Source organism: Corallococcus sp. Z5C101001, from assembly GCF_007352635.1.
Taxonomy (GTDB): Bacteria; Myxococcota; Myxococcia; order Myxococcales; family Myxococcaceae; genus Corallococcus; species Corallococcus silvisoli.
This window is the reverse complement of the sequence record NZ_VKLU01000021.1, coordinates 56,240-82,642: the sequence shown is the minus strand read 5'-3', so window position 1 is coordinate 82,642 and position 26,403 is coordinate 56,240. Positions and strand designations below refer to the sequence as shown.

General features: G+C 70.5%; 29 protein-coding genes and 1 riboswitch. Of the genes, 13 read left to right on the top strand and 16 right to left on the bottom strand.

What is annotated here, in order from left to right; genetic code table 11:
• Positions 1-6: 6 nt before the first annotated feature.
• The 3 genes from FOF48_RS34140 to FOF48_RS34130 are packed head-to-tail and all read right to left on the bottom strand — an operon-like array spanning position 7 to position 1,286.
• Positions 7-279 carry a ubiquitin-like small modifier protein 1 gene (locus tag FOF48_RS34140; protein ID WP_143908800.1) on the bottom strand — a complete coding sequence of 91 codons (273 nt, stop codon included), beginning with the start codon at positions 277-279 and terminating at the stop codon, positions 7-9.
• Between the two features lie 3 nt (positions 280-282).
• Positions 283-522, bottom strand: a complete 240-nt coding sequence (locus FOF48_RS34135) for a sulfurtransferase TusA family protein (protein ID WP_143908798.1) — start codon at positions 520-522, stop codon at positions 283-285.
• The gene (locus tag FOF48_RS34130) at positions 510-1,286 is read right to left on the bottom strand and encodes a HesA/MoeB/ThiF family protein (RefSeq protein WP_143908795.1); all 777 of its coding nucleotides are present in this window, start codon (positions 1,284-1,286) and stop codon (positions 510-512) included. Before FOF48_RS34130 ends, FOF48_RS34135 begins: the two co-directional genes overlap by 13 nt.
• Before the next feature lie 135 nt (positions 1,287-1,421).
• Here FOF48_RS34130 and FOF48_RS34125 point away from each other — a divergent pair, with 135 nt between their 5' ends.
• From FOF48_RS34125 to FOF48_RS34100, 6 genes are all read left to right on the top strand, one after another.
• Positions 1,422-1,832, top strand: a complete 411-nt coding sequence (locus tag FOF48_RS34125; protein ID WP_143908793.1) for a hypothetical protein — start codon at positions 1,422-1,424, stop codon at positions 1,830-1,832.
• 92 nt (positions 1,833-1,924) lie between these two features.
• A complete protein-coding gene (locus FOF48_RS34120; protein WP_143908791.1) occupies positions 1,925-3,208 on the top strand; it encodes a sensor histidine kinase in 1,284 nt (427 codons plus the stop codon).
• Between the two features lie 20 nt (positions 3,209-3,228).
• On the top strand, positions 3,229-3,996 hold the full coding sequence (locus tag FOF48_RS34115) for a response regulator transcription factor (protein WP_143908789.1): 768 nt from the start codon (positions 3,229-3,231) through the stop codon (positions 3,994-3,996).
• Between the two features lie 101 nt (positions 3,997-4,097).
• The gene (locus tag FOF48_RS34110; protein WP_143908787.1) at positions 4,098-5,210 is read left to right on the top strand and encodes an S-(hydroxymethyl)glutathione dehydrogenase/class III alcohol dehydrogenase; all 1,113 of its coding nucleotides are present in this window, start codon (positions 4,098-4,100) and stop codon (positions 5,208-5,210) included.
• Complete coding sequence (fghA, locus tag FOF48_RS34105) at positions 5,207-6,061, top strand: S-formylglutathione hydrolase (protein WP_143908785.1); 855 nt, start codon at positions 5,207-5,209, stop codon at positions 6,059-6,061. Before FOF48_RS34110 ends, fghA begins: the two co-directional genes overlap by 4 nt.
• Positions 6,062-6,223: 162 nt before the next feature.
• Positions 6,224-7,498, top strand: coding sequence for a DEAD/DEAH box helicase (locus FOF48_RS34100; RefSeq protein WP_143908783.1), 1,275 nt, complete (start codon positions 6,224-6,226; stop codon positions 7,496-7,498).
• Here FOF48_RS34100 and FOF48_RS34095 read toward each other — a convergent pair.
• Positions 7,492-7,980 carry a peptidylprolyl isomerase gene (locus FOF48_RS34095; protein ID WP_143908781.1) on the bottom strand — a complete coding sequence of 163 codons (489 nt, stop codon included), beginning with the start codon at positions 7,978-7,980 and terminating at the stop codon, positions 7,492-7,494. The two genes, FOF48_RS34100 and FOF48_RS34095, sit on opposite strands and share 7 nt — an antisense overlap.
• A 75-nt stretch (positions 7,981-8,055) precedes the next feature.
• Positions 8,056-8,592: a DUF2378 family protein gene (locus tag FOF48_RS34090; protein ID WP_143908779.1), complete on the bottom strand. Its 537-nt coding sequence runs from the start codon at positions 8,590-8,592 to the stop codon at positions 8,056-8,058.
• A 188-nt stretch (positions 8,593-8,780) separates the two neighbouring features.
• Between FOF48_RS34090 and FOF48_RS34085 the strand changes: the two genes are divergently transcribed.
• The 3 genes from FOF48_RS34085 to FOF48_RS34075 are packed head-to-tail and all read left to right on the top strand — an operon-like array spanning position 8,781 to position 10,272.
• Entirely contained in the window at positions 8,781-9,320 is a 540-nt protein-coding gene (locus tag FOF48_RS34085; protein ID WP_143908857.1) for an RNA polymerase sigma factor, read from the top strand.
• The gene (locus FOF48_RS34080; RefSeq protein WP_143908777.1) at positions 9,320-9,979 is read left to right on the top strand and encodes a DUF1109 domain-containing protein; all 660 of its coding nucleotides are present in this window, start codon (positions 9,320-9,322) and stop codon (positions 9,977-9,979) included. Before FOF48_RS34085 ends, FOF48_RS34080 begins: the two co-directional genes overlap by 1 nt.
• Positions 9,976-10,272 (top strand): Carotenogenesis protein CarS, encoded by a 297-nt coding sequence (locus FOF48_RS34075; RefSeq protein WP_143908775.1) that lies wholly within the window; start codon positions 9,976-9,978, stop codon positions 10,270-10,272. Before FOF48_RS34080 ends, FOF48_RS34075 begins: the two co-directional genes overlap by 4 nt.
• On the opposite strand, the gene FOF48_RS34070 is transcribed toward FOF48_RS34075, so the two are convergent.
• A complete protein-coding gene (locus FOF48_RS34070) occupies positions 10,236-10,985 on the bottom strand; it encodes a glutathione S-transferase (RefSeq protein WP_143908772.1) in 750 nt (249 codons plus the stop codon). The genes FOF48_RS34075 and FOF48_RS34070 overlap by 37 nt on opposite strands.
• A 139-nt stretch (positions 10,986-11,124) precedes the next feature.
• Complete coding sequence (gene sugE, locus FOF48_RS34065; protein WP_143908770.1) at positions 11,125-11,454, bottom strand: quaternary ammonium compound efflux SMR transporter SugE; 330 nt, start codon at positions 11,452-11,454, stop codon at positions 11,125-11,127.
• Positions 11,455-11,471: 17 nt separating this feature from the next.
• Positions 11,472-11,542: riboswitch (guanidine-III (ykkC-III) riboswitch) on the bottom strand.
• 132 nt (positions 11,543-11,674) lie between these two features.
• Between sugE and FOF48_RS34060 the strand changes: the two genes are divergently transcribed.
• A complete protein-coding gene (locus FOF48_RS34060) occupies positions 11,675-12,442 on the top strand; it encodes a polysaccharide lyase (protein ID WP_143908768.1) in 768 nt (255 codons plus the stop codon).
• Positions 12,443-12,489: 47 nt separating this feature from the next.
• Here FOF48_RS34060 and FOF48_RS34055 read toward each other — a convergent pair whose 3' ends face one another.
• The 3 genes from FOF48_RS34055 to FOF48_RS34045 form a co-directional block, all read right to left on the bottom strand.
• The gene (locus tag FOF48_RS34055) at positions 12,490-14,247 is read right to left on the bottom strand and encodes a CotH kinase family protein (protein ID WP_370456620.1); all 1,758 of its coding nucleotides are present in this window, start codon (positions 14,245-14,247) and stop codon (positions 12,490-12,492) included.
• A 128-nt stretch (positions 14,248-14,375) separates the two neighbouring features.
• Positions 14,376-15,419 carry a hypothetical protein gene (locus FOF48_RS34050; RefSeq protein WP_143908765.1) on the bottom strand — a complete coding sequence of 348 codons (1,044 nt, stop codon included), beginning with the start codon at positions 15,417-15,419 and terminating at the stop codon, positions 14,376-14,378.
• A 48-nt stretch (positions 15,420-15,467) separates the two neighbouring features.
• Positions 15,468-16,616, bottom strand: a complete 1,149-nt coding sequence (locus FOF48_RS34045) for an AI-2E family transporter (protein ID WP_143908763.1) — start codon at positions 16,614-16,616, stop codon at positions 15,468-15,470.
• A 93-nt stretch (positions 16,617-16,709) separates the two neighbouring features.
• On the opposite strand from FOF48_RS34045, the gene FOF48_RS34040 reads away from it, so the two are divergent.
• The gene (locus FOF48_RS34040) at positions 16,710-17,213 is read left to right on the top strand and encodes a hypothetical protein (protein WP_143908761.1); all 504 of its coding nucleotides are present in this window, start codon (positions 16,710-16,712) and stop codon (positions 17,211-17,213) included.
• A gap of 34 nt (positions 17,214-17,247) precedes the next feature.
• Here the strand turns inward: FOF48_RS34040 and FOF48_RS34035 are convergent, their stop codons facing one another.
• The 3 genes from FOF48_RS34035 to FOF48_RS34025 are packed head-to-tail and all read right to left on the bottom strand — an operon-like array spanning position 17,248 to position 19,532.
• Positions 17,248-17,370: a hypothetical protein gene (locus tag FOF48_RS34035; protein WP_014396669.1), complete on the bottom strand. Its 123-nt coding sequence runs from the start codon at positions 17,368-17,370 to the stop codon at positions 17,248-17,250.
• A 55-nt stretch (positions 17,371-17,425) separates the two neighbouring features.
• Positions 17,426-18,811: a P1 family peptidase gene (locus tag FOF48_RS34030; RefSeq protein ID WP_143908853.1), complete on the bottom strand. Its 1,386-nt coding sequence runs from the start codon at positions 18,809-18,811 to the stop codon at positions 17,426-17,428.
• Between the two features lie 55 nt (positions 18,812-18,866).
• On the bottom strand, positions 18,867-19,532 hold the full coding sequence (locus tag FOF48_RS34025; protein WP_143908759.1) for a TetR/AcrR family transcriptional regulator: 666 nt from the start codon (positions 19,530-19,532) through the stop codon (positions 18,867-18,869).
• A gap of 175 nt (positions 19,533-19,707) precedes the next feature.
• On the opposite strand from FOF48_RS34025, the gene FOF48_RS34020 reads away from it, so the two are divergent.
• On the top strand, positions 19,708-21,138 hold the full coding sequence (locus tag FOF48_RS34020) for a carotenoid oxygenase family protein (RefSeq protein ID WP_143908757.1): 1,431 nt from the start codon (positions 19,708-19,710) through the stop codon (positions 21,136-21,138).
• A 24-nt stretch (positions 21,139-21,162) separates the two neighbouring features.
• Here FOF48_RS34020 and FOF48_RS34015 read toward each other — a convergent pair whose 3' ends face one another.
• Positions 21,163-22,695, bottom strand: a complete 1,533-nt coding sequence (locus FOF48_RS34015) for an FAD-dependent monooxygenase (RefSeq protein ID WP_143908755.1) — start codon at positions 22,693-22,695, stop codon at positions 21,163-21,165.
• Positions 22,696-22,793: 98 nt separating this feature from the next.
• On the opposite strand from FOF48_RS34015, the gene FOF48_RS34010 reads away from it, so the two are divergent.
• Positions 22,794-23,525 (top strand): TetR/AcrR family transcriptional regulator, encoded by a 732-nt coding sequence (locus tag FOF48_RS34010; RefSeq protein ID WP_143908753.1) that lies wholly within the window; start codon positions 22,794-22,796, stop codon positions 23,523-23,525.
• Between the two features lie 58 nt (positions 23,526-23,583).
• Here FOF48_RS34010 and FOF48_RS34005 read toward each other — a convergent pair whose 3' ends face one another.
• Together FOF48_RS34005 and FOF48_RS34000 are read right to left on the bottom strand one after the other, a co-directional pair.
• On the bottom strand, positions 23,584-25,788 hold the full coding sequence (locus tag FOF48_RS34005; protein ID WP_143908751.1) for an ATP-grasp domain-containing protein: 2,205 nt from the start codon (positions 25,786-25,788) through the stop codon (positions 23,584-23,586).
• Positions 25,773-26,390: an RDD family protein gene (locus FOF48_RS34000; RefSeq protein WP_143908851.1), complete on the bottom strand. Its 618-nt coding sequence runs from the start codon at positions 26,388-26,390 to the stop codon at positions 25,773-25,775. The genes FOF48_RS34005 and FOF48_RS34000 overlap by 16 nt, the downstream gene beginning before the upstream one ends.
• Positions 26,391-26,403: the final 13 nt, after the last annotated feature.

The following is a 26,403-nucleotide window of genomic DNA, read 5'->3' as shown; positions in this document are numbered from 1 at the left end:
ACGCCTTCAGCCTCCCGCCATCGCGGGGATGAGGGTGATCCGGTCCGCGTCCTTCACCGGCGTCTCCAGGGCCCTCAGCGCGCGCACGTCCTCGTCGTTGAGGAAGATGTTCACGTAGCGGCGCACCGCGCCCTTCTCATCGAAGAGGCGCGCGCCCATGCCGGGGTAGCGCGCGTCCAGGTCGCGCAGCACGTCCCCGACGGTGGCGCCGGTGGCCTGGACCTCGGCCTGGTTGCGCGTGAGCGTCCGCATGGGGGTGGGAACGCGAATCGTGGCCATGGCTCACCTCCCCCGCTTCCGCAACACCAGCCGGTGCGTGCCGTCGCCGCGCGGCGCGAGCGACACCACGTCGTGCCCCTCGTCCGCGGCGCTGCGGGGCACGTTCTTCAGGGGCTCCTCGCCCTTGAGTAGCACCTCCAGCAGCGCGTCCGGGGGCAGCGACTCCAGCTTCAGCTTGGTGCGCACGTAGGTCATCGGACACACCTCGCGGGTGATGTCCAACGTCGCCGTCACGTCGGGCATGCGGTGTCCTCCTGGGACGAAGGGAACGGGGGTAGGGACTGGATGGCGCACCCGGGGCAGTCCGGCGCTCGCGTCACCGTCACGGCGCGCCCCTCCAGCGTCTCGCCGTCGAGCACGTGCAGCGTGGACTGGCCGCGCGGCCCGCTCGCGGCGCCGGCGAGCAGCTCCAGCGCGAGCAGCGCCTGCACCGCGCCGATGAGCCCCGCCATCGCGCCCAACACGCCCGCCTGCGCGCAGGTGGGCACCGCGTCCGGGGGCGGAACGTCCTCGTAGAGGCACCTGAGGCAGGGGCCTCCGGGGTCGATGCGCAGGGCCTGCCCCTGCATCCGCAGCACGCCGCCGTACACCAGGGGCACGCCGGTGAGCACCGCCACATCCGACAGGAAGAACTTGGTGGCCACGCCGTCCGTCGCGTCCACCACCAGGTCGTGCGCCCGGAAGAGGCCCTCCGCGTTGCCCGCGTCCAGCCGCTCGGGCAGGGCCTCCACGCTCAAGCCGGGAAAGGCGCGCAGGAGGCCGGCCGCGGCGGACTCGGCCTTGGAGCGGCCCACGTCCGCGGTGCGGTGCCAGAGCTGGCGGGGCAGGTTCGTCACGTCCACCCGGTCCGGATCCACCAGCGTCAGGTGGCCCACTCCGCCCTGCGCCAGCGCGAGTGACGCGGGACAGCCCAGGCCGCCCGCCCCCACGACGAGCACCCGCGCGCGCTCGATGCGGGTCGCGTGGGGAATGCGTGCGTGGTGGTCGGTGTCCGGGGAACCGTGCATGGGACTGGTGCTCCGCGAGGAACGAAACGAATATGGTGCGGCGACTGAACGTCCGGACTCCAGGACGGTCCCGAAGCCTTCACTCCCGTTGTCGCCACCGCCGCCTTCACAAGCGGCCCTCACCAGCCAGGACATATGAAAAACCTGACCGGCGCGCTCGTGTTTTCCACCCTGCTGTCCCTGGCTATCGGCTGCCACAAGAACACCGGGGAGAGCCCCGACGCGGCCACCCAGACGGGCACCGTCCAGGGGGAGCTCCAGTCGGGCCGTGAGGCCGCCGCCCCGACGGCCACCGCCGAGGCCGGCACGTCCGACCCCAGCTACGACTCCGGCGCCAGCGACCGGCTGGCCCTGGAGTCGTGCGTGGACGGCTGGCTCAAGTCCCACAACCTGGACCGGTTCGGCAGCCCCAAGGGCACCATGTACGCGGGCGGCTCGCCCCTCTTCGACGAGCGCACCGGCGAGAGCCACGACCGCCTGGACTTCGTCCTCTCGCGCCAGCCCGAGGCGAAGAAGGCGTGCGTCGACGCGGGCGCCCCGAAGTAGCCCCCTCGCCCGTCCGCACCCGCCCGGCCGCCGACCTGGCAGCTTGCTGGGAATTCCGCTCCCTGGGGAAGCTCCCGTAAGCTGCCGGCCGAATGGACAGCGACCTGCGACCCGGCGACGAGCACCCGGCCCATGACTTGAAGGCCCGCGTCCGCGCCGTCTTGGAGCGCCGCAACCTCACGGACAACGTGTCCGCGGAGCAGGCCGCGGCCTCCTGGGAGCAGGACCGCTTCGTCGCCCGGGCCCGCGCGCTGTTCTACGCGCGGATGATGTTCCTCACGCTGGGCCTGCTCATCCTCGCGGTGCCCGCGTGGAGCGGCTACTTCGGCTTCGACGGCCCCGTCTCCTTCCTGGGCTACTTCGCGATGCTGATGTACAGCGTCGCGAACCTGCTCGTCATCGACCACCCGAAGGCGGGCCGGTGGGTGACGTACCTGTCGCTGTGCTGCGACCTGCTCATCACCGTGGTGCTCATCGCGCGGCCCCTGGTGGGCGGCGGCCTCCAGAGCCCGCTGCTGGCGACGCAGCTGTTGTTCACCACGCTCTTCGCCATCCTCTTCCCCAAGCCGCTGGCCATCCTGCCCCCGCTGCTGGCGCTGCCCATCACCACGCGCCTGGACCTGCTCCTCAACCGCTCCGTGACGGCGGTGGAGCTGCTCACGCTGCTCTGGTACCTGGGCCTCAACTTCATCATCGTCTACGTGCTCGTGTACCTGAACGAACGCGAGGCCACCGCGCACCGCGAGGTGGTGTCCCTGCAGGGCGACCTGAAGGAGCTGGCGGTGGTGGAGGAGCGCAACCGGCTGGCGAGGGAGATCCACGACGGCCTGGGCGCGTCGCTGTCGTCGATGATCATCCAGGCGGAGTACATCCTGAACCTCGCGCGCGAGGACGGGCTGCGCGCGGAGATCCGCGAGATGAAGGCCACCGCGGAGGAGTCCATCGAGGAGCTGCGCCGCAACCTGCGGATGATGCGCGACGACTTCGAGCTGGCGCAGGGGCTGGAGGACTACGTCAAGACGTTCCGCGACCGCACCGGCCAGGACATCCGCTTCGAGCGCACCGGCCACGCGCGCAAGCTGCCCCCGGACGCGCAGCTGGCGCTGTTCCGCATCCTCCAGGAGTGCCTGGCCAACGCCGCGAAGCACGCCGAGGCGAAGGAGGTCCAGGTGCGCCTGGACTTCAGCACCGAGGGCGTGCACCTGGTCGTGCGCGACAACGGCAAGGGCTTCGACCCGGGCCGGACGCCGCGTGGCCACTACGGCCTGCTCAACATGCGCGAGCGGGCCATGAAGCTCGGGGGCTCCATCGTGGTGGACTCGGCGCCCGGCGCCGGCGCCCAGGTGGCCTTCTCCCTTCCCTGCCTTTCCGCCTGACACGCACCGGAGCCTGAACCGTGGACGCGAACCCGACCGCCCCTGCCCTGCCCATCCGCGTGTTCGTCGTGGAGGACCAGACCAAGATCCTGAAGAACCAGCTGCGCCTCTTCGAGGGCCACCCGGACATCGACATCGTAGGCACCGCGCTGTCGGGCGAGGCGGCGCTGGAGGAGGTGGCGCGCGCGAAGCCGGACGTGCTGCTGCTGGACCTGGGGCTGCCGCGCATGAGCGGCATCGACGTCACGCGCGAGGTGAAGGCGCGCTTCCCGAAGATGGAGATCCTGATCTTCACCATCTTCGACGAGGAGGACAAGGTCCTGGAGGCGGTGAAGGCCGGCGCCTCCGGCTACCTGCTCAAGGGCGCCACGGTGGACAAGATCGTGGAGGCCATCAAGGAGGTGCGCGCGGGCGGCACCGTCATCCAGCCGAACCTCGCGCGGCGCCTCCTGCGCCACTTCCGCGTGGAGCCGGACACCACGCCCGTGCCCACCGAGCCCCTGGCCGTGGCCCCGTCCGCCGCGGAGCCCCCCGCCCCTTCCGCGTCCGCGCCGGGCGCCGAGGACGCCTCCGCGCAGGAGCCGCTGCTCAAGCCCCTGTCGGATCGCGAACGGGAGATCCTCCAGCTCATCGCCAAGGGCGTGTCCAACAGCGAGGCGGCGCGGCTCTTGTCCCTCTCCAAGGCCACCATCCGCACGCACCTGGAGCACATCTACCGGAAACTCGAGGTGACGAACCGCGTGGAGGCCGTCACCGAGGGCATCCGAAAGGGCCTCATCTCCGTGTAGCGGTGGACCCATTGTGTGGGGCCCCACCTTTTTCGCGGCCGACGCGGTGCGCGGCTTCTACAGTGGGGGGTCTTCGTTCCCCCTCTGACTGGAGCCGCACCATGGACGTCCGCGCCGCCGTCGCCTTCGAGGCCGGCAAGCCCCTGAGCATCGAAACCGTGCACCTGGAGGGCCCCAAGGCCGGCGAGGTGCTCATCGAGCTGAAGGCCACCGGCCTGTGCCACACCGACGAGTTCACCCGCTCCGGCGCGGACCCGGAAGGTCTGTTCCCCGCCATCTTCGGCCACGAGGGCGCGGGCGTCGTCGTGGACGTGGGCCCGGGCGTCACCAGCGTCAAGAAGGGCGACCACGTCATCCCGCTGTACACCCCCGAGTGCCGGGGCTGTAAGTCGTGCCTGTCCCAGAAGACGAACCTGTGCACGGCGATCCGCGCGACGCAGGGCAAGGGCCTGATGCCGGATGGCACCAGCCGCTTCCGCCTGGGCAAGCAGCTGATCCACCACTACATGGGCTGCTCCACGTTCGCGAACTACACGGTGCTGCCGGAGATCGCCGTCGCGAAGATCCGCGAGGACGCCCCCTTCGAGAAGGTCTGCTACATCGGCTGCGGCGTCACCACGGGCGTGGGCGCCGTCGTCTACACCGCGAAGGTGGAGGCGGGCGCGAAGGTGGTGGTGTTCGGCCTGGGCGGCATCGGCCTCAACGTGGTGCAGGCCGCGCGCATGGTGGGCGCCGACATGATCGTCGGCGTGGACCTGAACCCCGCGCGCAGGGCCATCGCGGAGAAGTTCGGCATGACCCACTTCGTCAACCCGAAGGAGGTGGAGGGCGACCTCGTGCCGTACCTGGTGAACCTCACCGGCGGTGGCGCGGACTACAGCTTCGAGTGCATCGGCAACGTGAAGACGATGCGCCAGGCGCTCGAGTGCTGCCACCGCGGCTGGGGCGAGAGCATCATCATCGGCGTGGCGGGCGCGGGGCAGGAGATCAGCACCCGGCCGTTCCAGCTGGTGACGGGACGCGTGTGGAAGGGCAGCGCGTTCGGTGGCGCCCGGGGCCGCACCGACGTGCCGAAGATCGTCGACTGGTACATGGACGGGAAGATCCAGGTCGACCCGCTCATCACCCACACGCTGAAGCTGGAGGACATCAACCACGGCTTCGAGTTGATGCACAAGGGTGAGTCCATCCGCAGCGTGGTGAAGTACGCATGAGCGCCGTCGCTCCGACGCTCGTCAGCGAGCACGCGTGCTTCGGGGGGACGCAGTCCTTCTGGAAGCACCCGTCCGAGGCCTGCGGCGGCGAGATGCGCTTCAGCGTCTTCACCCCGCCCCAGGCGAAGCAGGGCCCGGTGCCCGTGCTCTACTACCTGGCCGGCCTCACCTGCACCGAGGAGACCTTCCCCACCAAGGGCGGCGCGCAGCGCGTGGCGGCCGAGCTGGGGTTGATGCTCGTGTCGCCGGACACCAGTCCGCGCGGCGCCAACATCCCGGGCGAGGACGCGGACTGGGACTTCGGCACCGGCGCGGGCTTCTACCTGGACGCCACGCAGGAGCCGTGGAGGGCGCGCTACCGGATGGGCACGTACATCACGAAGGAGCTGCCCGGCATCCTCGGCGCGCACTTCCCCGCGCGCATGGACCGCGAGGGCATCTTCGGCCACTCCATGGGCGGGCACGGCGCGCTCGTCACCGCGCTGCGCGACCCGGGCCGCTACCGCTCCGTGTCCGCGTTCGCGCCCATCGTGGCGCCCATCCAGAGCCCGTGGGGAAAGAAGGCCTTCGGGGGCTACCTGGGCCCGGATGAGCGCGCGTGGCGCGAGTACGACGCCACGGAGCTCTTGAAGTCCGGCCGGCGCGTCCCCGCGCTGCTCGTGGACCAGGGGACGAAGGACAAGTTCCTGCCGGATCAGCTCCTCCCGCACTACCTCAAGGACGCATGCGCGGCGGCGGGCCAGCCCCTCACGCTGCGCATGCAGGAGGGGTACGACCACGGCTACTACTTCATCTCCACGTTCATGGAGGACCACCTGCGCCACCACGGCGCGGCCTTGAACGCGGCCTGACGACGCGGCTTCGCGCCCCGGGGCTCCACCTGCCCGGGGCGCCTGCGCTCGCCCCTGGCGTCCTGGCGAGGCGCCTCCCCTGGGGGCTGTTCCCGCCCCGGGGGGCCCGCTCCGACCTCAATCCCCTTCCCTCCCCGGCCCGGACGTGGGAGGCGTGGGGACATGAGCGCCTCCTTCAAGTCCCTGGGCCTGTCCCCCGAAACGCTGGGCGCGGTGAAGCGTGCCCGCTTCGGTGCCCCCACGCCCATCCAGGCGCAAGCCATCCCGCCCGCGCTGTCCGGCCGCGACGTCATTGGCTGCGCCGCCACCGGCACCGGCAAGACGGCCGCCTACCTGCTCCCCATGATCGAACGCTTCGCCGGGGAGCGCGGCACGCTGGGCCTCATCCTCGCCCCCACGCGCGAGCTGGTGCAGCAGGTGGCCGAACAGGCCCGCTTCTTCGGCGAGCCCCGAGGCGTCCTGCCGACCATCATCATCGGCGGCGAGGACATGAACGCGCAGGTGGACGCGCTGCGCGAGCGGCCCACCCTCATCGTCGCCACCCCGGGCCGGCTCGTGGACCTGCTGGGCGTGAAGGCCGTGAACCTGTCGCGCATCCGCACCCTCGTCCTGGATGAGGCGGACCGGATGCTGGACATGGGCTTCCTGCCGCAGATCAACCAGGTGCTCCACGCGCTGCCCCGCGAGCGCCAGACCCTGCTGTTCTCCGCGACGCTGGGCGCGGACGTGGCGCGCTTCGGCCAGCGCGCCCTGCACAAGCCCGTGCGCGTGGAGGTGACCCCCAGCGGGACCCCCGCGCCGCGCGCCGAACAGCACCTCTACATCGTCAAGCCCGAGGAGAAGTGGCCGCTGCTGCTCACGCTCCTCGCGCAGGATCAGGCGAGCGCGCTCGTGTTCGTGCGCACCCAGCAGCGCGCGGACAAGATGAAGGAGCTGCTCGCCGCCGCGGGCCACAAGTCCGCCGCCCTGCACGCGGGCCGCACGCAGGCCCAGCGGCGTCAGGCGCTGGAGGGCTTCCGCCGGGGCCAGTACCGCTGCCTCGTGGCCACCGACCTCGCCGCGCGCGGCCTGGACGTGGACGACATCGGGCACGTCATCAGCATGGACGTGCCGCACGGGCCGGAGGACTACGTGCACCGCATTGGCCGCACCGCTCGCGCGGCGGCCAGCGGGCGCGCATCGCTGTTCGCGCTGGAGGTGGAGCGCCGCACGCTCCGGGACATCGAGAGCATCATCCGCCAGGAGCTGCCCCGCGCGGAGGTGCCGCGCTCGGATCCGCTCTTCCGGCGGGAGATGGAGGCGTTCCAGGCGAAGCAGCGCGACCCGGGGCCGCGCCAGCCCGACCACGGGCGCTCCACCCGGCCCCCGGACGCGGCGCCCGGGCGGCATGCCCGGTCGCACGGCAAGGGCCGGCCGAAGGGCCCTGAACGTCAGTGATCGTGGTCGTCGTCGGGACCGTGCGCGTGGCCGTGCTCGAGCTCCTCGGGCGTCGCCGCGCGCACTTCCTTGATGGTGACCTCGAAGTGCAGCTCCTTGCCCGCGAACGGGTGGTTGAAGTCCACCAGCACGGTGTCCTTGCGCACTTCCTTGACCAGGAAGTCCACTTCGTCCCCGTCCGGATCCGTGGCGCTGAGGATGCCGCCCGCCTTGATCTCCAGGTCCTCGGGGAACTCCGTGCGGGGAACCTCCTCGACGCCTTCCGGATCGTAGTCGCCGTAGCCGTCCGCCGCGGAGACGGTCGTCTTCAGGGACTCGCCCGCGGACTTGCCCTCCAGCGCCTTCTCCAGGCCGGGGACGATCTCCTCGTAGCCGTGCAGGTAGACGAGCGGCTCGCCCGCCTCGCTCTCGTCCACGATCTTTCCGTCTCCGAGGTGCAGCTTGTAATCAATGGAGACAACGCTGTCCTTGCCGATTTTCATGGGGCCCTCATAGCGCATTCACTCATGTCGCGGTGGAAGGATGATGCCCACCGTTACCGCGTGCACACGGACGTCCTACCAACGCATGCGCAGCTCGAAGCGGCCGCGTCCGTCGTCGCTCTCCAGCACCGCGCTGGAGTTCGCCGCCCCGGCCTGCCGCAGGGCCTCCTCGCAGCACCCCGCCGCGGCCTCCGCCGGAAAGGGGTAGCCCTGGAACATCACCCGCCAGTCCCGGGGTGCCAGCTCCAGCGAGGTGATCTCCACCGGCTCCATCACCGAGCGGAAGCTCAACGCCACCCGCTTCATCGCCCGGTCCGGGCCCGCGATCTTCAGGGCCACGTGCACCACCTTGCCCACCAGCGTCTCGAAGTAGCCCCGCACCAGGTCCCGGCCCATCTGCCGCAGGGCGTCCCGGGGCTCCCGGTCCGAGTAGCCATACGAGAGCACCAGGTTCTGGCACCTCAGGAACACCGACGCCGGATAGCTGGCCCGGGGCCTGTCTGGATCGTAGCCCGCCGCCGCCAGGCGCTCCCGCAGCGACGCGTCCAGCCTCACGCAGCGCACGAGCGATTCGAACAGCGTGGACTGGATGACGACCTCGGCCGGGGCCATGTGCGCTCGAAGTGGGTAAAGTCGTTTAAACCGGTAAGGCTCGCGACACTACCCGTTCATCCCCTGGAAGGGAGCCCCCTGGTTTTCCGGCCCCGGAGTCCAGTGGTTTCAATGCCTTGAAGCGTCCAACTCCCCAACCGACCGGCCTTGGAAACGATTTTCCGGCAGGGCCGTCCGTGAGCGAAGAAATGGGGAGTGTCACGGACGAAGCGCTCATGGACCTGTTCTGCCAGGGAGATCACTCGGCGTTCGAGGCGCTGTTCGCCCGACACGCCGGGCGGGTGCACGGCTTTCTCGCGCGCATGGTGAGGGACGGGCCGCTGGCGGAGGACCTCATGCAGACGACCTTCCTGTCCGTCATCCGCGCGAGGGGACGCTACGAGAAGGGCACGCGGTTCACGCCCTGGCTGCTCACCATCGCGGCGAACGCGGCCCGGGACGCGCTCCGGCACCAGCAGCACGTGGACGCGCACGTGCACGCCCCGCCGGAGGGCCCCACGTCGGTGCCGGCGCCGGACGGCGATCCGGTGATGCGCCAGCGCATCGAGGACGCGCTCCAGCAGCTGCCCGTCGAGCAGCGCGAGGCGGTGGTGCTGAGCAAGCTGGAGGGTTGGTCCTTCGAGGAGATCGCCGAGCTGCGCGGCATCCGCGCGGGCGCGGCCCGGCTGAGGGCGCACCGGGGCTACGAGAGGCTGCGCGAGCTGCTCGGCGGGCAGGTGGAAGCGTGATGCCGCCTCCTTCCGACCCGCTGCGCGCCCCCCCTCCCCGCCTGGATCCCAAGGCGCTGGAGCGCGCGCTCGCGGCGTCGCGCGCGGAGCTGGCCCTGGGGAGGCCGGTGCGCGGCTGGCGCTCGCAGGCGCTGGGGCTGTTCGCCGCGTCCGCGGGCATGGCGCTCGCGGTGGCCGGGGTGCTGCTGGCGCTGGGACGCACCACGGGAGCGATGCTGCTGGGCCGCGCGCCGATGCTCGCGATGCTGCTGGCCACGGGGGCGGTGTGTTCGTGGGGGGCGCTGACGCCGCGCGGGCGCCGGGTGCGCCAGGCCGGCCTGGGAATGGCGTGGGTGAGCGCCGCGCTGCTGGTGCTCACGCGGGCGGCGCCGCACGGTCCCGCCGTCCTGCCGGAGTGGGTTTGCACCGCGAGCCATCTGGCGCTGGCGCTGGCGCCGTTGACCGTCGCGGTGGTGGCGCTGCGCTCGGCGGCGTTCGATCCGCTGCGGGCGGCCGTGGCGGGGCTCGCGGTGGGCACGGTGGGGGCGTTCGTGGGCGAGCTGGCCTGCGAACGAGGCGCGGAACATGTGGCTGCGTATCACCTGAGCGCGTGGGCGCTCCTGTCGCTCACGACCTGGGCGCTGTCGAAACGACTCAAACCCCGGACCTACGCACCATGAAGCAAGACCCTTCGCTCATCCTGAAGGAAGACGTGGACGGCGCACCGGTGCGCATTGGCGCGGCGGTGATGATCATCCGCACCGAGCCGGACGACCTGGTGTCCGAGCGCTTCCTCGGCCGGGTGGGCACCGTCGTGGCGCTGGTGTTCGACGACCCGCCCACGCAGTACCCCGCGGACCCGCTCATCCAGGTGCGCGTGCATGGCGTGGGCGAGGACCTGTTCTTCACCCAGGAGCTCGTCGCGGCCCCCCAGGGTCACCTGGTGGCGTTCGGGTCGTCCAGCTCCGGGTAGTGGCGGAAGATGCCCTGCGTGTTGAAGGGCTGGGCGCGCGGGGACCGCTTGTACGCCGCGATGCGGGGGCGCTCCGCGACACGCTGGCGCAGCGCCATCACGCCGGGCACCTGGGGCGCGATGCGGCGCATGGCGTTGGGGAAGGCATACAGCAGGCCCTCCACCAGCTGGTACAGCGCCAGCTCCGGATAGGTGAAGTCGCCGCCCAGCAGGTGCTCCCCTCGGGCCCGCGCGTTCGCCTGGAGCACGCGCTCGAAGTAGCCCAGGTACTTCGGGATGCGCTGGGCGCGGAAGTCCTCGGCGCGGGCCTTCGCGGCGTCCTTCTGCTCCTCGTAGTACTTCATCGCGGCGATGGGGTGATGCGCGTCGTGCGCCTCCGCCACCACGTCCGCGACGGTGAGCTGGAATTGACGGGCGTGCAGGCGCGCGGCCTCGTCGGTGGGCACCAGGCCGAAGCGCTCGCCCAGGTAGGAGCAGATGTTCGCCGCCTGGGAGAAGACGACGTCGCCCGCCTTGAGGACCGGCGGCGCGTACGCGGGCACGGGCCCCCGGCCCAGCATCTCCATCACGGCCCTGCTCCCGCCCCCCTTGGATTCAGGGAGGAGGCCGACGTCCACCCAGTCCGCCCCCGCCTCCTCCAACACCAGCCGCACGAACTCGCCCCGGCCGGGAATGCCGGGCCAGTAATACAGCTCGAACTTCGCGTCGCGCATCGTCGTGACCTCGCCCGAGAAAGCCCGGACGCATCCTTCGCTGGCGAGGCAGGTAGGCCGGAAGGGCCCGCGCCGCGGGAGGATTCACTCCCCCACAGTCCGGCGTCCCTCCCGGCCTCTTTCCAGCGCGCGCCCAACCTCAGTGCGAGCCGCCCGTGACCTTCAAGCCCACGATGGCGACCAGCAACAAGCCGAGGAAGAAGAGCCGCGCGGGCGTCGCGGGCTCATGGAAGAGCACCATGCCCAGCACCGCCGCGCCGAACGCGCCAATGCCGACCCAGACCGCGTAGGCCGTGCCGATGGGCAGCTGCTTCACCGCGAGGGACAAGAGGCCCATGCTCGCGACGATGGCCGCCACCGTGAGCACGCTGGCGAGCGGCCGGGTGAAGCCCTGCGTGTACTTCAGGCCCAGGGTCCAGGCCACTTCCAGCAGCCCCGCGAGGATGAGGAGGATCCACGACGACGTCATGACACACGACTCCCGTTCAGGCGTCGTCTTGTCGTGACCGGGTACGGCGCACCTCGTCCGGGCTCGAAGTCCCACCCTGGGCCTTCGCACGCGGCGCGAACATAACCGCCTCGGGCCCCGCGCGGTACTCCGCTTCCACGGGACAAACGACCTCAAGGCCGCTAAACTGGAATAACATGATAAATCAACAAAGCCGTAAAATTCCAGGAAGGCCCACGCCATGAAGTCCCAGCATCTCGCCGTCGCCGCGGGAGTGACCCTGTTCACGTTCGGACTGGTCGCCGAAGCCGCGGAGATCTTCCGCAACACGGGCACGCTCTCGGGTTGGAACGCCATCAACCGGGAGCACAACGGGACGGTGAATGAAGTCACCAACGTCACCTACGAGGGCCCCACCGCCATCAAGGTGACGCAGATCTACGACCCCAACTACACCGGCCGCTACCATTCGGAGGTGGTGAAGAACAACGTGTACCGCCGTGGCGACACGGGCTTCTACGGCTTCACGTTCCGGCTGCAGCAGGACTGGCAGTTCCAGCCGCAGTCCTACAACATCGCGCAGTTCATCGCGGACTTCGGCGACACCGGCTGCGATGACTACATGCCGTCCACGATGGTGTGGCTGTCGGGCAACCAGCTCTACACGCGCGTCAAGCAGGGCACGGTCTGCAGCCAGAAGACCGTCACCTTCCCCAACCTCGCGACGGTCAGCGCGGGGGAATGGCACAAGGTCATCATCCAGGCGAAGTGGGCCAGCGACAGCACGGGCTACATCAAGCTCTGGTTCGACGGCGTGAAGGTCCTGGAGCAGTACAACCTGGCCACCACCGTCGCGGATGATCGCTTCTTCCAGTTCCGCGTGGGGCTCTACGCGAACGGCTGGCACGACAGCGGCGCCATGCAGGGCAGCCAGGGGACGCGCAGCATCTGGTTCGACGAGATCGCCGCAGGCACGACGTTCGCCGACGCCGATCCCGCGCAGTGGTAGTGCCGGCGGGCGCGGCGAGGTCCTCCCCCTCGCCGCGCCGCCAACCTTCAGGGCAGCTGTGACTGGAGCGCCGTCCAGCGCGTGTGCACCCACTGCCGGACGTACTCCACCTCCTCCGCGTGCGTCTTGAAGTCCTGGCGCAGGTGCCACTCCGGGAAGTTCAGGTAGCCGACGGTGTCCGGCCGCGCGAAGGTCCGGTACTCGGCGGACCAGCGCGCCTCGTCGCGGAGCGCGTTGGGGCCCAGCTCGCGTTCATACCCGTCGATCATCGCCTGCACCGTGGCCTCGCTCAGCTCGTTCTGGAGCGCCTGCCGGTAGCGTTCGCGCAGCGGGCCCGCGAGGGTGGGGTCCGCCAGCATCCGCTGGAAGATGTGGTTGTCCGACGCGTAGGTGGGCCGCGCCAGGGGGCTGGAGCGGGTGGTGTCGTACTCCTGCCCGAAGCTCGCATCCAGGTCCCACGGGATGAAGCGCCACGGCCCGCCCGTCTTCGGATTGAACGCGTGGTAGGCGTTCTTCGCCTGTGAGTCATTGCCCAGGATGAGCGTGTTGAAGATCCACCAGTCCTCGTAGTCGCGAGCCCTCAGCTTCGTGCCGAGCTCCTGGCGGAAGGTGTCCGCGCTGGAGTCCGCGACCCAGGCGACGAACGCGTCCAGCGTGTCGTAGGCGTGGGGCTGGCCCTCTTCGGGTGTGCCTTCGTCCTTCTCGAAGCCCATGTGGAGGTTCGCCTTCGTCTGGCCGCTGCGCCGGAGGCGGGAGAAGTTGGCGTCCGCATCCACCGCCTTGAAGAGGTCCGCGTCCTTGCCGATGCCGCTCGCCGTCAGCAGTTGTTTGTCCAGGTGATCCGCCGCCGTGTAGATGCCCTGGAACTTGTTGTTCGCGTAGACGACCACGCTGAAGTTGCGGATGCGCACGGCGTCCGGGGACAGGCGGTTCCACAGGTCGAACGCGAGCCGCGAGCGCAGGTACGAGTTGTCATTGAACGGGGAGATCAACACCAGACGCTTGCGGTCCGTGAAGCCGCCGCCGAAGACGGGCTCGGAGAACAGGTCGTCCTCCGCGAACTTGAACGTCAGGCTGCGCTTGGGGAACACGCTGGACGTGGCGCCGCGGTACTTCGCTTCGGCGGTGTAGCGGTGGCCCCGGTACACCACCCCAACCGGCCGGTAGCCGCCGGACGTCAGCCCCACGCTGGGGTCGAAGAAGAGGTGCACCACCGGCAGGCCGTACTCCTCCGTGTAGGTGACAGGGTCCACGATGTCGACCCGGCCCGGCGCCGCGTCGTTGTTGGCCACGCCCACCTTCAGCGTGCCCGTCTCGTCGGTGGTGTACTCCACCAACGTGAGCATCCACACCGCGCCCTGATTCAACGCGGGCATCCAGTGCAGCGTGGCGGTGGACTCGTCGAACGTGGCGCCCAGCGGCAGGTTGCTCACCCCGAAGCGCAGCCCCGGCGAGGTGTAGCCCGTCGCGCAGACCACCCGCGCGCTGAAGAACTCCCCCTCCAGCACCCAGCGCGTCTCCCCCGCGGTGGGCATGCACACCGGCCCCACCTCGCCCGCGTCCGCCCCGCCATCCGCTCCAGCATCCGTCCCGGCATCCGCCCCAGCGTCCGCCGTGCCCGGGTCGCCGACACCTCGACCCGCGTCCACGACCTCGGCTGGGGGACGCGAGCCCGCGTCGAACGCGGAATCAGATGGGTCGCCGGAGGAAGGCGGAGGCAGGGGGTGATTCCCGGCACCGCACGCCACCAGGCCCACGCACATCAGGCCCACCAGTCCCTGCGTCCACGCTCGAGTCACTCGCACCGTGAGACACCCCCTTGTGGGTCACGGCGGGAAGCCAGCCGCGGGGGCAAGGGGTAGGCACTGTTGCCGCGCAAAGCACCCACGCCCCCAGGGGCTGTCACGGGGTGGACAGCGCGACGGTCTCCGCCTCAGTACGTGGCGATCAAGCCGGCATGCAGGCTGGAGTACGTCTCCTCGGCGGCTCCGCCGTCGCTCCACCCGGTGCGCGTGCCTGCCCCGGAGAAGCGATCCCGGAAGTGCGCCAGGCGAAAGCCCACGTCGTAGCCGAACGGTCCCCAGATGTCCCCCGACACGCCCAGCTCCGCGCTCCAACCGAAGCTGGACACGGACGTGCCGAAGTCGCGGACCTCCAGCGCCCTGCGCCCACCGTCCGCCTCCGGCGAGTGCCCCGGCGTCGGCGACAGCAGGAGTCCGCTCGACACGTCCAGCCGCACGGAGCTGAACAACGGCACGGACAGATCCAACGCCACCGACGGAAACACCCGGTGCGTGCCCGACAGCGGATTGTCCGCGGTCGCCTCCACGTCGAACGCGCGCGTCTGCACCCCGGCGCGCGCGCCCACGTAGCCCTGCTGGGGCCGCGTCGTGCCGAAGCGGAAGTAGAAGCGATACAGCGCCTGCGCGGTGAACGCGGTGTCCGTGGCGGAGATCTCGCGCACCGGCGTCTTGCCGCCATCTCCGGTGATGGTCACGTCGGACGTGGAGAAGCCCCGCTGCACGCCCAGTTGGAGCCCCAGCCCGCGCAGCGCCGACGACGGGTGCCGCGCCAGCGGCAGCACCTCCGCCTCGACCGCCAGCCCCAGGTACGGGTGGGACGAGGAGAAGTCGAACGTGTCGCCCAGCCGGTCCTCCTCCGGGAGCCGGTCGAACTGGCCACACCCGGACACGCCGGGCCGCGCGCAGTACCGCCGCCACGTCGCCGTCAGCGCCAGGTTGAGCCGCACCCAGGTGGGCGCCCCCACCTCCGGCTCCGCCCGGGACTTCCCCGGTGTTCCCGAGCCCAGCCGCAGCGACAGCCATGCGGGGACTGCGCGGAGGCCGTGGAAGGCCGGCGCCGCCAGGGCGTCAGGGGCCGCGTCAGAGGCCGCCGCGGCCGGAGCCACCAGGGCTCCGACGAGGGCCAGGGTCCGCAGCAGCCCCGAAGGGACCCTCGCGCTTCCGGTGGTCGTCATGCGCCGGTCAGGTTCACCCAGCGCGGCGGCGAAGTCCAGGCTGGGCGCTCAGGCGTTCATCACGTGACCCACGCTGGCCGCGGAAGGCACTGGCGCGGGCCGGGGGCTGAGCGACCCGTCCTCCGACACCCCGGGTTCAGGCGGCGCCTCCGTCCGCGGACGCCCCAGGAAGTCGCGCCGGTAGATGCGCACCATGGCCATGAAGATGGACGCGATGAGCGGGCCCACCAGCAGGCCCATCATCCCGAACACCGCCAGCCCGCCGAACATGGACAGGAAGACGAGCAGCGGGTGCAGCGCCATGCGCGAGCCACACAGCCGGGGACGGATGACGTTGTCGATGCTGCCCACCAGGAACGTCCCCCACGCGAGCAGGAACACGCCCTCGCTCACCCGGTTCGCCGCGATGAGCACCACGCCAATGGGTCCCCACACGAGCGCCGTGCCGCCCACCGGCACCAGCGCCACCAACACCATGGCCGCGCCCCACACGCCGGCGTGCGGCACCCCCGCGATGAGCAGGCCCACGAAGCCCACCGCGCCCTGCACCAGCGCGGTGACGGTGTTGCCGTAGATGATGGCGTACGCGACGTCGGTGAACTCGTGCGAGAAGGCGTCGAAGTACCGACGCTCCAGCGGGATGAGCCGGGCCACCTCGTTCACCAGCCGACGCCCGTCCAGGAAGAAGTAGTACATGGCCACGGTCATCAGGAACATGTCGACGACCAGCTCCGTGCCGGCGCTCACCAGGTCCGCGAGCAGCCCCGCGCCGCCCGACACCGCCGTCATCAGCAGCCGCTCCGCCTCCGAGCTCTCCGGGTCGAAGCGCACGTAGCGCGCGAGGCCCCGCGGCAGGCTGTCGAGGACGTGGTGGCGCAGGTCCACCTGGTCCAGCAGGTCCTGCGCCTGCCCCACGAACTGGAGCACTTCGCGGGCCACCATCCAGCCCACCAGCGCCAGGGGCGCCAGGATGAGCAGGAACACCGCGAGGGTGGACAGTCCGGCCGCCAGGGGCTTGCGGCTCCGGAGCCGACGGTCCAAGGAATCCTGGATGGGCATGAACAGGACGACCAGGAAGCCGCCCAGCAGCACCGGCATCAGGAACGGCAACAAGATGCGCGAGAAGAGAATCAGCGCGAGCGCGAACAGCCCCGCGAAAATGAAATTGGACCACCGCTTCGAATCGCCCGCCGTCACCGCCCCACCCCGTCCCCCAGAACCGCTGCACGCAACGTAGGAACGGCACTTCCCACCTGGAAGCCCGTGCCTCCCTCCCGGAGTTCGCCACCCATGACTACTGGACGTTTCGTTCCCCTGGCGGCCGTCACGACGGCCATGGTGTCCAGCACCCTCCTGCTGCTCGCGCCCGCCTGCGGAACCAAGGGCAACGCGGACTGCGGCGAGTCCTGCGCGCCGGTGGAGGGCGTCTATCCGCTGGTCTTCCAGCCGGATGCGGGCCTGCCCCCCGAGTGCGCCAACCTCAACGCGCCCCCCTTGCCCGACGGCAAGGACCTCACGCTCACGCGCGACGGCGGCGCCCTGGGCGGCAGCCTGGAGGGGGTGGCCCTGCGGGGCCAGGTGTTCCCGACGGGGGACCTGACCGTGTCCGGCGCCCCACCGCCCAGCAGCGATGGCGGGCTCACCCTCTTCATCAGCGTGTCCGCGACCTTCACCGGAGGCGCGTCGGACGGGGGGAGCCTGACGGGGACCTTCTCCGGAAACTTCTCGCGCATCCAGGGCTCCGGCAGCCTCCAGTGCACGGTGACGCGCCCCTTCACGGCGACCCGGCGGTGAGCCAGGGCCGCCGGGAGCGGCGCCAGGGCGAAAACTACTTCTTCTTGCCTTCGGCGGCGGCGGCCTTCGCGGCTTCCTTCTGCTTCTTGATCCGCTTCTTCCAGTGCTGACGGATCTTCATCTGCACGCGGCGGTGCTTGGACTTGCTGTTGGCCATGTGGGTGGCTCCTGGTCTCCGGAATGGAGCAAAGGGGGGCTTACCTATCAGAACCCTACGGGCTCCCGGAAGAGGAACCCTCGGGGTCCTCGCCGGAGGTGGGGGGCGGGGGCGCTTCCGGGCGGGCTTCGGCCTCCCCGTCCACGGGGGGCTCGTTGGGGGCGGGCCGGGTCGGGAAGGGAATGCCCTCCGCGCTGCGCACCTGGGTGGGCAGGGCCGAGCCCAGGGTCACGTCCCCCTCCCGGTCCTCGTCGCTGGGGCGCTCCTTGGAGGCAGGCACGCTCGTCTGGTGGGGGCGCTTCTTCACCGAGGCGAAGATGGGGCGGCAGGCGTCCACGAAGCGGCGGACCTCGTCCAGGGGCAGCGCGGGCGAGTAGTTGTCGTTCACGCCCGTCATGGGCGTGGCCATGCACATGGCGTTGAGGATGGCCTCCTCGGTGGCCTCCATCACGGCCTCGTAGAGGGGGTCCAGACGCTGATCCAGGAGGATCTTCATCTTGTAGACCATCTTCTGGGTGCGCCTGGGGATGATGTTCGCGGTGGAGAAGCCCACGACGATCTCACCGGAGCCGTGCGCCGCGTAGCTGCCCACCCGCCCGATGCCCAGGCCCACGCGCTTGCACAGGCGGTTGATCTGATGGCTCAAGAGGGGCGCGTCGGTGGCGACCACGGCGATGATGGAGCCGTAGGACTTGCCGCGGTGGGGGGTGTTCTTGAACTTCTCCACCAGCACCTCGCCCACCGGGAGGCCGCCCACGCGCAGGTTGTGCATCTTCCCGAAGTTGGACATGACGAGCACGCCCAGCGTGTAGCCGCCCAGCACCTCCGGCAGCTTGCGCGACGACGTGCCGATGCCGCCCTTGAAGTCGCACGTCACCATGCCCGTGCCACCGCCGACGTTGCCCTCTTGCACCGGGCCGGACTTCGCGCTGTCGATGGCCGCGACGACGTGCTCCTGGCGCACGTGGCGCCCGGAGATGTCGTTGAGCCACGAGTCGTCGCACTCGCCCACCACGGGGATGATGACGTCGTGCTCGTCGCCGATGCCCGGGTAGCGCTGGACCAGGTAGTTGGCCACGCCGTCGGACACCGCGCCCACGGCCATGGTGTTGGTGAGCAGGATGGGCGTCTCGATGAGGCCCCACTCCATGAGCTGCGTCATGCCGGAGACCTCGCCCGCGCCGTTGAGCACGAAGCCGCCCCCGCTCATCCGCTCCATGAAGATGTTGCCCATGTTGGGCAGGATGGCCGTGACGCCCGTGCGCACCGGCCCGAAGCCGGGCCTCAGGGGCCCCTGGCCCTGGATGATCGTGGTGTGGCCTACCAGCACGCCCTCCACGTCGGTGATCGCGTTGTACTTCCCCGTCTTGAAGCGCCCCAGCGGAAGCCCCAGCTCCCGCGCCCGGACCCTCGGCCCTGTCTCTTCCGGTATCCGCACCATGGCGCCGACCGTACCCGACAATCTCCGACGGTCAACCCTGCTTCCCTACCAACTGTCACGCATCCTGGAGGCGCGTGGGCAGCGCCAGGCCTTCGATGAGCAGCCGCGTCTGCACACGGGCGAGCGCCTCCGCGACCTCCTGCCCCTGCACGGACTCGTTGAGCTGCCGGTCCACGAACAGTGACGCGAGTCCGTGCACCAGGGACCACGCGGTGAGCGTCAGCGGACGCGACTCGCCCTGACGAAGCAGGCCCGCGGCCTGTCCGGATTCGATGGCGTCCACCAGCAACTGGAACGCGTCCGCTTCCCCTTCCACCGCGGGCAGCGGCTTCAGCGGGCGGGTGAAGTGCGGCCCGAACATCACCCGGAAGTGCGGCGGGTGGCGCACCGCGAACAGCACATAGGCGACGCCCGCCGCGTGAAGCCGCTCCAGGGGGCCGTCCGCCGTCGCCATCCGCTCGCGCATCTCGCGCGCCATGGCGCGATACCCCTCGTGCGCCACCGCCTCCAGCAGCGCCTCCTTGTCCGCGAAGTGCCGGTAGGGCGCCGCGTGGGTGACGCCCGCCCGCCGGGCCACCTCCCGCAGCGACAGCGCGCCGAAGCCCTCCTCGGCGATCAGCGCCACCGCGGCGTCCACCAGCGCCTGACGGAGGTCCCCGTGGTGATAGCGCTCCTTGTCCGCTGGAGCCTCCGCCTGCTTCCGCCTGCCCCGGGTCGCCACCGTCCCTGCCTCCTCGAAGTGCCTTCCGTCGACCGCGCGACTTGACCATCCACGGCCTGAAGTTTCCAGCGTCAACATGGATGTTGACGCCGACAACATACGATGTTTACAGTGTCTACAAGAGGCGAGGCACGGGGGATTCCCGCGCCCCGCGTGGGCCAGGAAAGGGATTCGCATGACGACCGCGACGAAGCAGACGATGTCCTCCTCCGCGCCGGGCTGGCTGCGAGCGTTCCGCACGCTCCCCCGCCAGCACGGCTTCGAACCTCTGCGGGTGGAGGGCCAGGTGCCGGAGGGGCTGCGGGGTTCGCTGTACCGGGTGGGGCCGTGGACGTTCGACGTGCACGGCCGGCCGTATCAGCACTGGTTCGACGGGGACGGCGGGATGCTGGGCGTGCGCTTCGGCGCGGACGGGGTGCGAGGCGCGGCGCGCATGGTGGACTCGCCCACCATCGTCACGGAGCGGCGGGCGCACGGGCAGCGCTTCGGCGCGTACGGCACCCCCACTCCGCTGCTGCACAAGCTGCGCAACGTGCGCAAGAACTCCGCGAACACGTCGGTGATGGCGTGGAACGGCAAGCTGTACGCGCTCTTCGAGGCGAGCCTCCCGGTGGAGGTGTCCCAGGAGGACCTGAGCACCCTGGGTGAGACGGACTTGGATGGCGTGGTGGTGGAGAGCTTCTCCGCGCACCCGCACCGCGTGCCGTCGCGCAAGGCGTCCTACAACTTCGGCATCCGCTACGGCCGGGAGACGACCGCGGAGCTGTACGCGCTGCCTGACGGACAGAAGGCCCAGCGGCTGGGCGCGGTGAAGCTGCCCGGCGCGACGATGGTGCACGACTTCATCGCCACGGACCGCTACCTCGTCTTCTTCCTGTCTCCGCTGCGGCTCAACCTCTTCCGCATGCTGCTGCGGATGGGCTCGTACTCGGAGAACCTGCGGTGGCGTCCGGACGCGGGCACGGAGGTGCTGGTGGTGCCCATCGATGACGTGGAACACCCGGTGCGCATCTCCACGGACGCGTTCTACGTCTGGCACTTCGCCAACGCGTACGAAGCGGGCGACACGCTGGTGGTGGACTACGTGCACTACCCCGACTTCACGACGAACCAGTGGCTGGGTGAGCTGGTGCGCGGCACCACCTCCACCGACGCGCAGGGCCAGCTCCACCGCGCGGTGGTGGACGTGAAGGCCGGCACCTTCCGCACCGAGCGCCGGCTGGACATGAGCTGCGAGTTCCCCCGCGTGGCCCCCGGCGTGGTGGGACGGGCGCCCCAGTCCGTCTACCTGGGCGTGCACCAGCGCGATGCGTCCCGGCGCGGCCTCTTCGACGGCGTGGCGCGCGTGGAGCTGGAGACCGGCCGCTTGACGGTGGCTCCGCTCGGCGAGGGCACCTACCCCTCCGAGCCTGTCTTCGTCCCCCGCCCCGGAGCCCAAGCGGAGGACGACGGCTGGGTGCTCACGCAGGTCTACGACGTGAAGTCAGACACGTCCCACGTCGCCGTGCTGGACGCGCGCCACATGGAGGCGGGCCCCGTCGCGCGCTGCCACTTCGACCACGCGCTGCCGCCCACCTTCCACGGCGGCTTCGCGCCCGCGAAGTAGCCCCACGGGTCGCCTCCCCGGACCTCAACGCCGGAGGGCCGCCAGCGCATCCGTGAGCGCGCCGCGCGGATCCTCGGGCAGGTCCACGGAGCGCCAGCCCACGTACCCATCGGGGCGGATGAGCGAGGCGCCGCCCTGCTCCAGACCGAGGGCCTTCCGGAGCGACTCCGGCTCGGAGGGCAGCACGTCCACGCCGATGCGCACCGCTTCGATGCCCAGGTGCTTCGCTGCGGGGAGCCACCGCTCGTCCTCCGCGATCAGCACCCAGCCACGCTGGAACAGGTCCAGCGTGGACAGCCGCTCGCCTCCTCGGTCCACCCACGCATGCGGCGCGCGCGCGCCGGGCTGACCGGCCCACTCCTCGGGCCGCGCCGCGGGCGGAAGGTCGTCCCCCGCCCCCAGCACCGCGGCGGAGCGATAGAGCTGGCCGAACTCCATGGCGTCGTCATCGAGGATGCGCACGCCCTCGGAGGCCCCGGCCGCTTCGGCCTTGTAGTCATTGCGCGCGAAGATCTGCTGGTGGCGGAGCCACGCGATGGGGCGCCGCTCCGCGTCGTACGTGTCCAGCAGCGCGGGCGTCGAGGTTCCGGCGAGGACCTCCGCCAGCTTCCACGCGAGGTTGTGGGCGTCCTCGATGCCGGTGTTGGCGCCGTAGCCACCCCGGCTGGGCGGCAGCGTGTGCGCGGCGTCCCCGGCCAGGAACACCCTGCCGGAGGAGAACCGGTCCGCGATCAGCGCGCTCAGCTCCCAGCGGCCCGTGGTGATGAGCTCCACCGGCAGGTCCGTCCTGCCAATCGCCTTGCCCACCATGGCCCGCAGCGTGGCCTCGTCCCGCTGCTGATCATCCGAGAAGATGAGCACCCAGCGTCCGTCCCCGTACGTGGTGAGGAACGCGCTGAAGCCCTCCTGCTCAATCTGGAACTGGGTGACCCCTGCTTCGAGATACGCGTCGAGCGGCGCGCGGAACAGGACGCTGCGCACCGTGCGCATGTGGCCCCGGCCCGTGCGTCCGATGCCCAGCGCCTCGCGGATGGGGCTTCGGTGCCCGTCCGCCGCGATGACGTAGGCCGCACGCAGCGTGGACTCAGCGCCATCTCGACGGCGCAGCCAGGCCGTGCCCCCTTCCGCGTCCTGCTCCAAGCGGATCAGCTCGGTCTCCAGCCGGATGTCCGCGCCCAGTTCGAGCGCCCGGTCCCGCAGCAGCGGCTCCAGCCGGTCCTGCGCCACCGCGGCCCCCGTGCACGGCGAGTACTCCAGCGTGGACTTGCGCGCGTTCTCCGGAGTCCACGGAGACTCCTCGAACCACTTGCCGGCGAGGCTCTCCACCCGGGCCCTGCGCAGCCGGAAGCCCGGCGGGATGGGGGGGACGCGGCCCGCCACGCCGACCGCGCGCAGCAGCTCCAGGGTCCTCGGCGTGTAGCCGATGGCCCGTGGATGCGGCGAGCTGCCAGGGTGCCGCTCGACGAGCACCGTCGGGATGCCCCGCCAGGCCAGGAACAACGAGGCGGACAAGCCCACCAGGCCGCCACCCACCACCAGAACCGGAGTCGTTTCCATTCGCGCGACCACCCTTTAAATACACCGTATCTTGTCGATACAGTGTATATTCGAGGCCGCGTTGTCAACCGAATCCCCCTGGGGCAAGACGGCCCGCGATGACCCAGAAGCCTCCCGACCTGGACTCCGCCCTCATCTGGGAGCGCCCGGAGCCCCCCAGCCGTCCATCACCCGGGCCGCTGAGCCGCGAGCGGATCGTCCACGCCGCCCTCGCGCTCGCTGACGCGGAGGGACTGGAGTCCGTGTCGCTGCGAAAGGTCGGGGCCGCGCTCGGTGCCGGGCCCATGCGGCTCTACGGCTACCTGTCCACCAAGGAGGAGCTGCTCGAGCTGATGGTGGACGCCGTGTACGCGGAGATGGTGTCCGAGGGGCCCATCCACGGTGAGTGGCGTGAGGCCCTGCGGACCATCGCCCAGCGCACCCGGCGGGCCGCGCGCGCGCACCCGTGGCTGGTGGACCTGCTGGTGGGCCGACCGCACCTGGGCCCCCATGCGCTCGCGCACCTGGAGGCGTCACTCGCGGCGCTGAGCGGCCTCCCAGGCTTCGAGGACATCGACGCGGTCATGCAGGCCGTGGGCACCGTCAACGCCTACGTGATTGGCGCCACCCGGACCGAGGCCAACGAGCTGAACCTGGAGCGCGCGAGCGGCATGAACAAGTCCCAGTGGCAGACGGCCACGTGGCCGTACATCCAGCGGATGATCGCCACCGGCCGCTTTCCGACCATCGCGAAGGTGGTGAAGGACGCCCGCCACCCGTCGTTCGACGTCATGTTCGATGGCGGCCTGGACTGCGTGCTCGACGGCATCGCGGCACGGCTCGCGCGCTGAGACGAAGAAGGGGACGGCGCTCGCGCACCGTCCCCTGCCCCGCACCGTCAGCGGTGGCTCAGGACTTGAGCTCCACGCGCGGCACGACGACCCCGGGCGTGGCATCCGCGGGCGCGGCGGAGGCAGCAGCGGCGGCGGCGGCCTGGGCGGACTGCTCCTCGATGCGCTGCACCACCTTGTTGAGCGGCGGCGTGGGGCCGGGCGGGTTCTCGGTCTGGGCCCGGCGAGCCTCGCGCTCCTTGTAGCGGCGGATCGCGGGCGCCATGATCTCGCCAATCAGCGTCCGGTAGTCCATGCCCGCGCCCGCCGCGATGAGCACCAGGTCGCTCCAGCCGGGCGTGAGGCCGGGCAGCGGGTTGCACTCGATGAAGTAGATGCGCCCCTTGTCGTCCATGCGGAAGTCGATGCGCGCCACGTCGCGGCAGCCCAGCGCCATGAACGAATTGCGCGCCGCCGTGCGCAGCTTCTCCAGCAGCGCGGGCTCGAGCTTCGCGGGCGCGTCGTAGCGGATGCGGTCCGTCCAATCGAGCTTGTGCTGGAAGCTGTAGACGGGGTTCTTCTCCGCCTTGTCCAGGAAGACGATCTCCATGGGCGGCAGGACGCGCGGACGGCGCTCCCCGAGCAGGCCCACCGTGAACTCCCGGCCGCCGATGTACTCCTCGATCAGCGCGGGCTGCTGGTACTTGCCGGCGATCTCCTTCACCACGTCGCGCAGCTCCGCCTCGGAGTAGCAGACGCTCTTGGTGACGACGCCCTTGGAGCTGCCCTCCGCCACCGGCTTCACGATGAGCGGGAAGGAGGTGAACTCCTTGTTGAGGCGCTCCTTGCCCGTGACCATCAACTGGAAGTTGGGCGTGAGGATGCCCGCCTGGCGGACGATCTTCTTCGCCAGCGCCTTGTCCAGCGCGAGCGACAGCGTCGCGGGGTCGCTGCCCGTGTACGGGATGTCCAGCAGCTCCAGCATCGCGGGCACCTGGCTCTCGCGATTGCGGCCCTTGAAGCCCTCGGCGATGTTGAAGACGATGTCCAGCGGCGTGCTGGAGAGCACCGTGGGCAGCTCCGCCGTGGCCTCCAGGTCGATGACCTCATGGCCCCACGACGCGATGGCCTCGCGGATGGCCTGGAGCGTGTTGGGCGAGTCGTACTCCGCCTCGCTGTCCTCCTGCACCGTCTCCGCGGTGGCGCTGGGCTTCACGCGCTTCACGTTGAAGCTGAAGCCCACCCGCAGCGGCCCGGACTTGCGCGCGGGCTTGCCCTGGCGGCGCGCGGAGTCGCGGATCTTGTAGCGCTTGCCGGCGCTCTGGATGATGGAGTTGATGACCCCGTCCAGGTGCAGGCCCTCCAGCTCCGCCGCGGCGTAGATGCCCGCGCCCGGCTCCAGGCTGGGCAGCGCGTTGATCTCCAGGAAGTACGGCACGCCCGCGTCGGAGATGCGGAAGTCCAACCGGCCCAGGTCGCGGCAGTCCAGCACCTGGAGGATCTTCTGCGCCATCGTGCGCACGTCCTCGGCCATCTTCGCCGGGATGTTCGCGGGAGCGCGGACCGTCACCGCCTTCTCGCGGCGGGTCTTCAGCTCGTAGTCGTAGATGGCGTACTTGCGGCCCGCGGCGGCCTCCGGGTCGATGACGTACTCCACCGGCGCGAGCACGCCGTCGAAGTCGTTGTCCACCGCGGCCAGGAACGGCACCGTGAGGTCGCGCCCGCTGATGTACTCCTCCACCAGCACGCCCGCCGGGTACTTCTCCAGCGCCTTCGCCACCTTCTCCCGCACCTGCTCCAGCGTCTCCGCGACGGAGTCCTGGGTGATGCCCTTGGAGGAGCCTTCGAAGTTGGGCTTCACGATGACGGGGAAGCGCAGGTTCTCCGCCGTCAGCTCGCTGAGCTTCTCCACGTACTGCCAGCCCGGGGTGCGGATGCCGTGCTTGGACAGGATGAGCTTGGTGAGCTGCTTGTCCAGCGTGAGCGCCAGCGCGTACGCGTCCGAGCCCGTGTACGCGAAGCCCAGCTCGTCGAAGAGCGCCGGATAGAAGGCCTCGCGGAAGCGGCCACGGCGGCCCTCCGCCGTGTTGAAGATGAGGTCCGGGCTGTACGCCTCCAGACGGGCGACGGTGCGCGACGCGGGCCCGCTCACCTCGAAGCGCTCCAGGCGGTGGCCCAGCCGTTCGATGGCTCCCGCCAGCGTGTTCACCGTCTCCTGCGTGTCGAACTCCGCCTCTTCTTCCGAGTCCGAAAGCCGCAGGTTGTAGGTCAGCGCGATGCGCATGGCTTACCCCGTCTCCCTTTCCTGAATGCCTTGCCACGGCGCACCTTCGCCGCGGACATCAACCGTCCGGGGGCGCGCGTCGCGGCCACCGGTGTGCGGGCTGCAACCGTCGCGCCCGCGACAACCTTCCCGTCCACCACCTGCGTCTGCGCCCAGGTATCCCCCAGCCGCAGGCCCAGCGGGTCGCGCAGCACACGCCACGCCTCCACGCCGCCAATCACCACGAAGCCCGCCAGGGCGGCCACCACGCCGTGCGGCGCGGGCATCATCCCCAGGAGCACCACCAGCGCGAGCGGCGCGTTGCGCAGCGTGCTGTCCCGGTGCCGGGCGGCGGAGCGCGTGGGCAGGTGCATCACCTTCACGCCGCAGAGGCGCTTGCCCACGCTCTGGCCCTGGAGCATCCCGTCCGCGAGCAGCAGGAACAGGAGCGCCACCACCGCGCCCGCCGCGCCACACACCACATACAGGCCCCAGGCCACCGCGCAGTCCACCACCCGGGCGCCCAGGCGCAAGAGCAGCGACGCCTTCGGGTAGGGCGAATCCGGCTCCGCGTCCTCCTGCACCAGCCGCAGCACCCGGCCCGAGCCCCGCCCCGTGGCCATCAAGCTGCGTTCA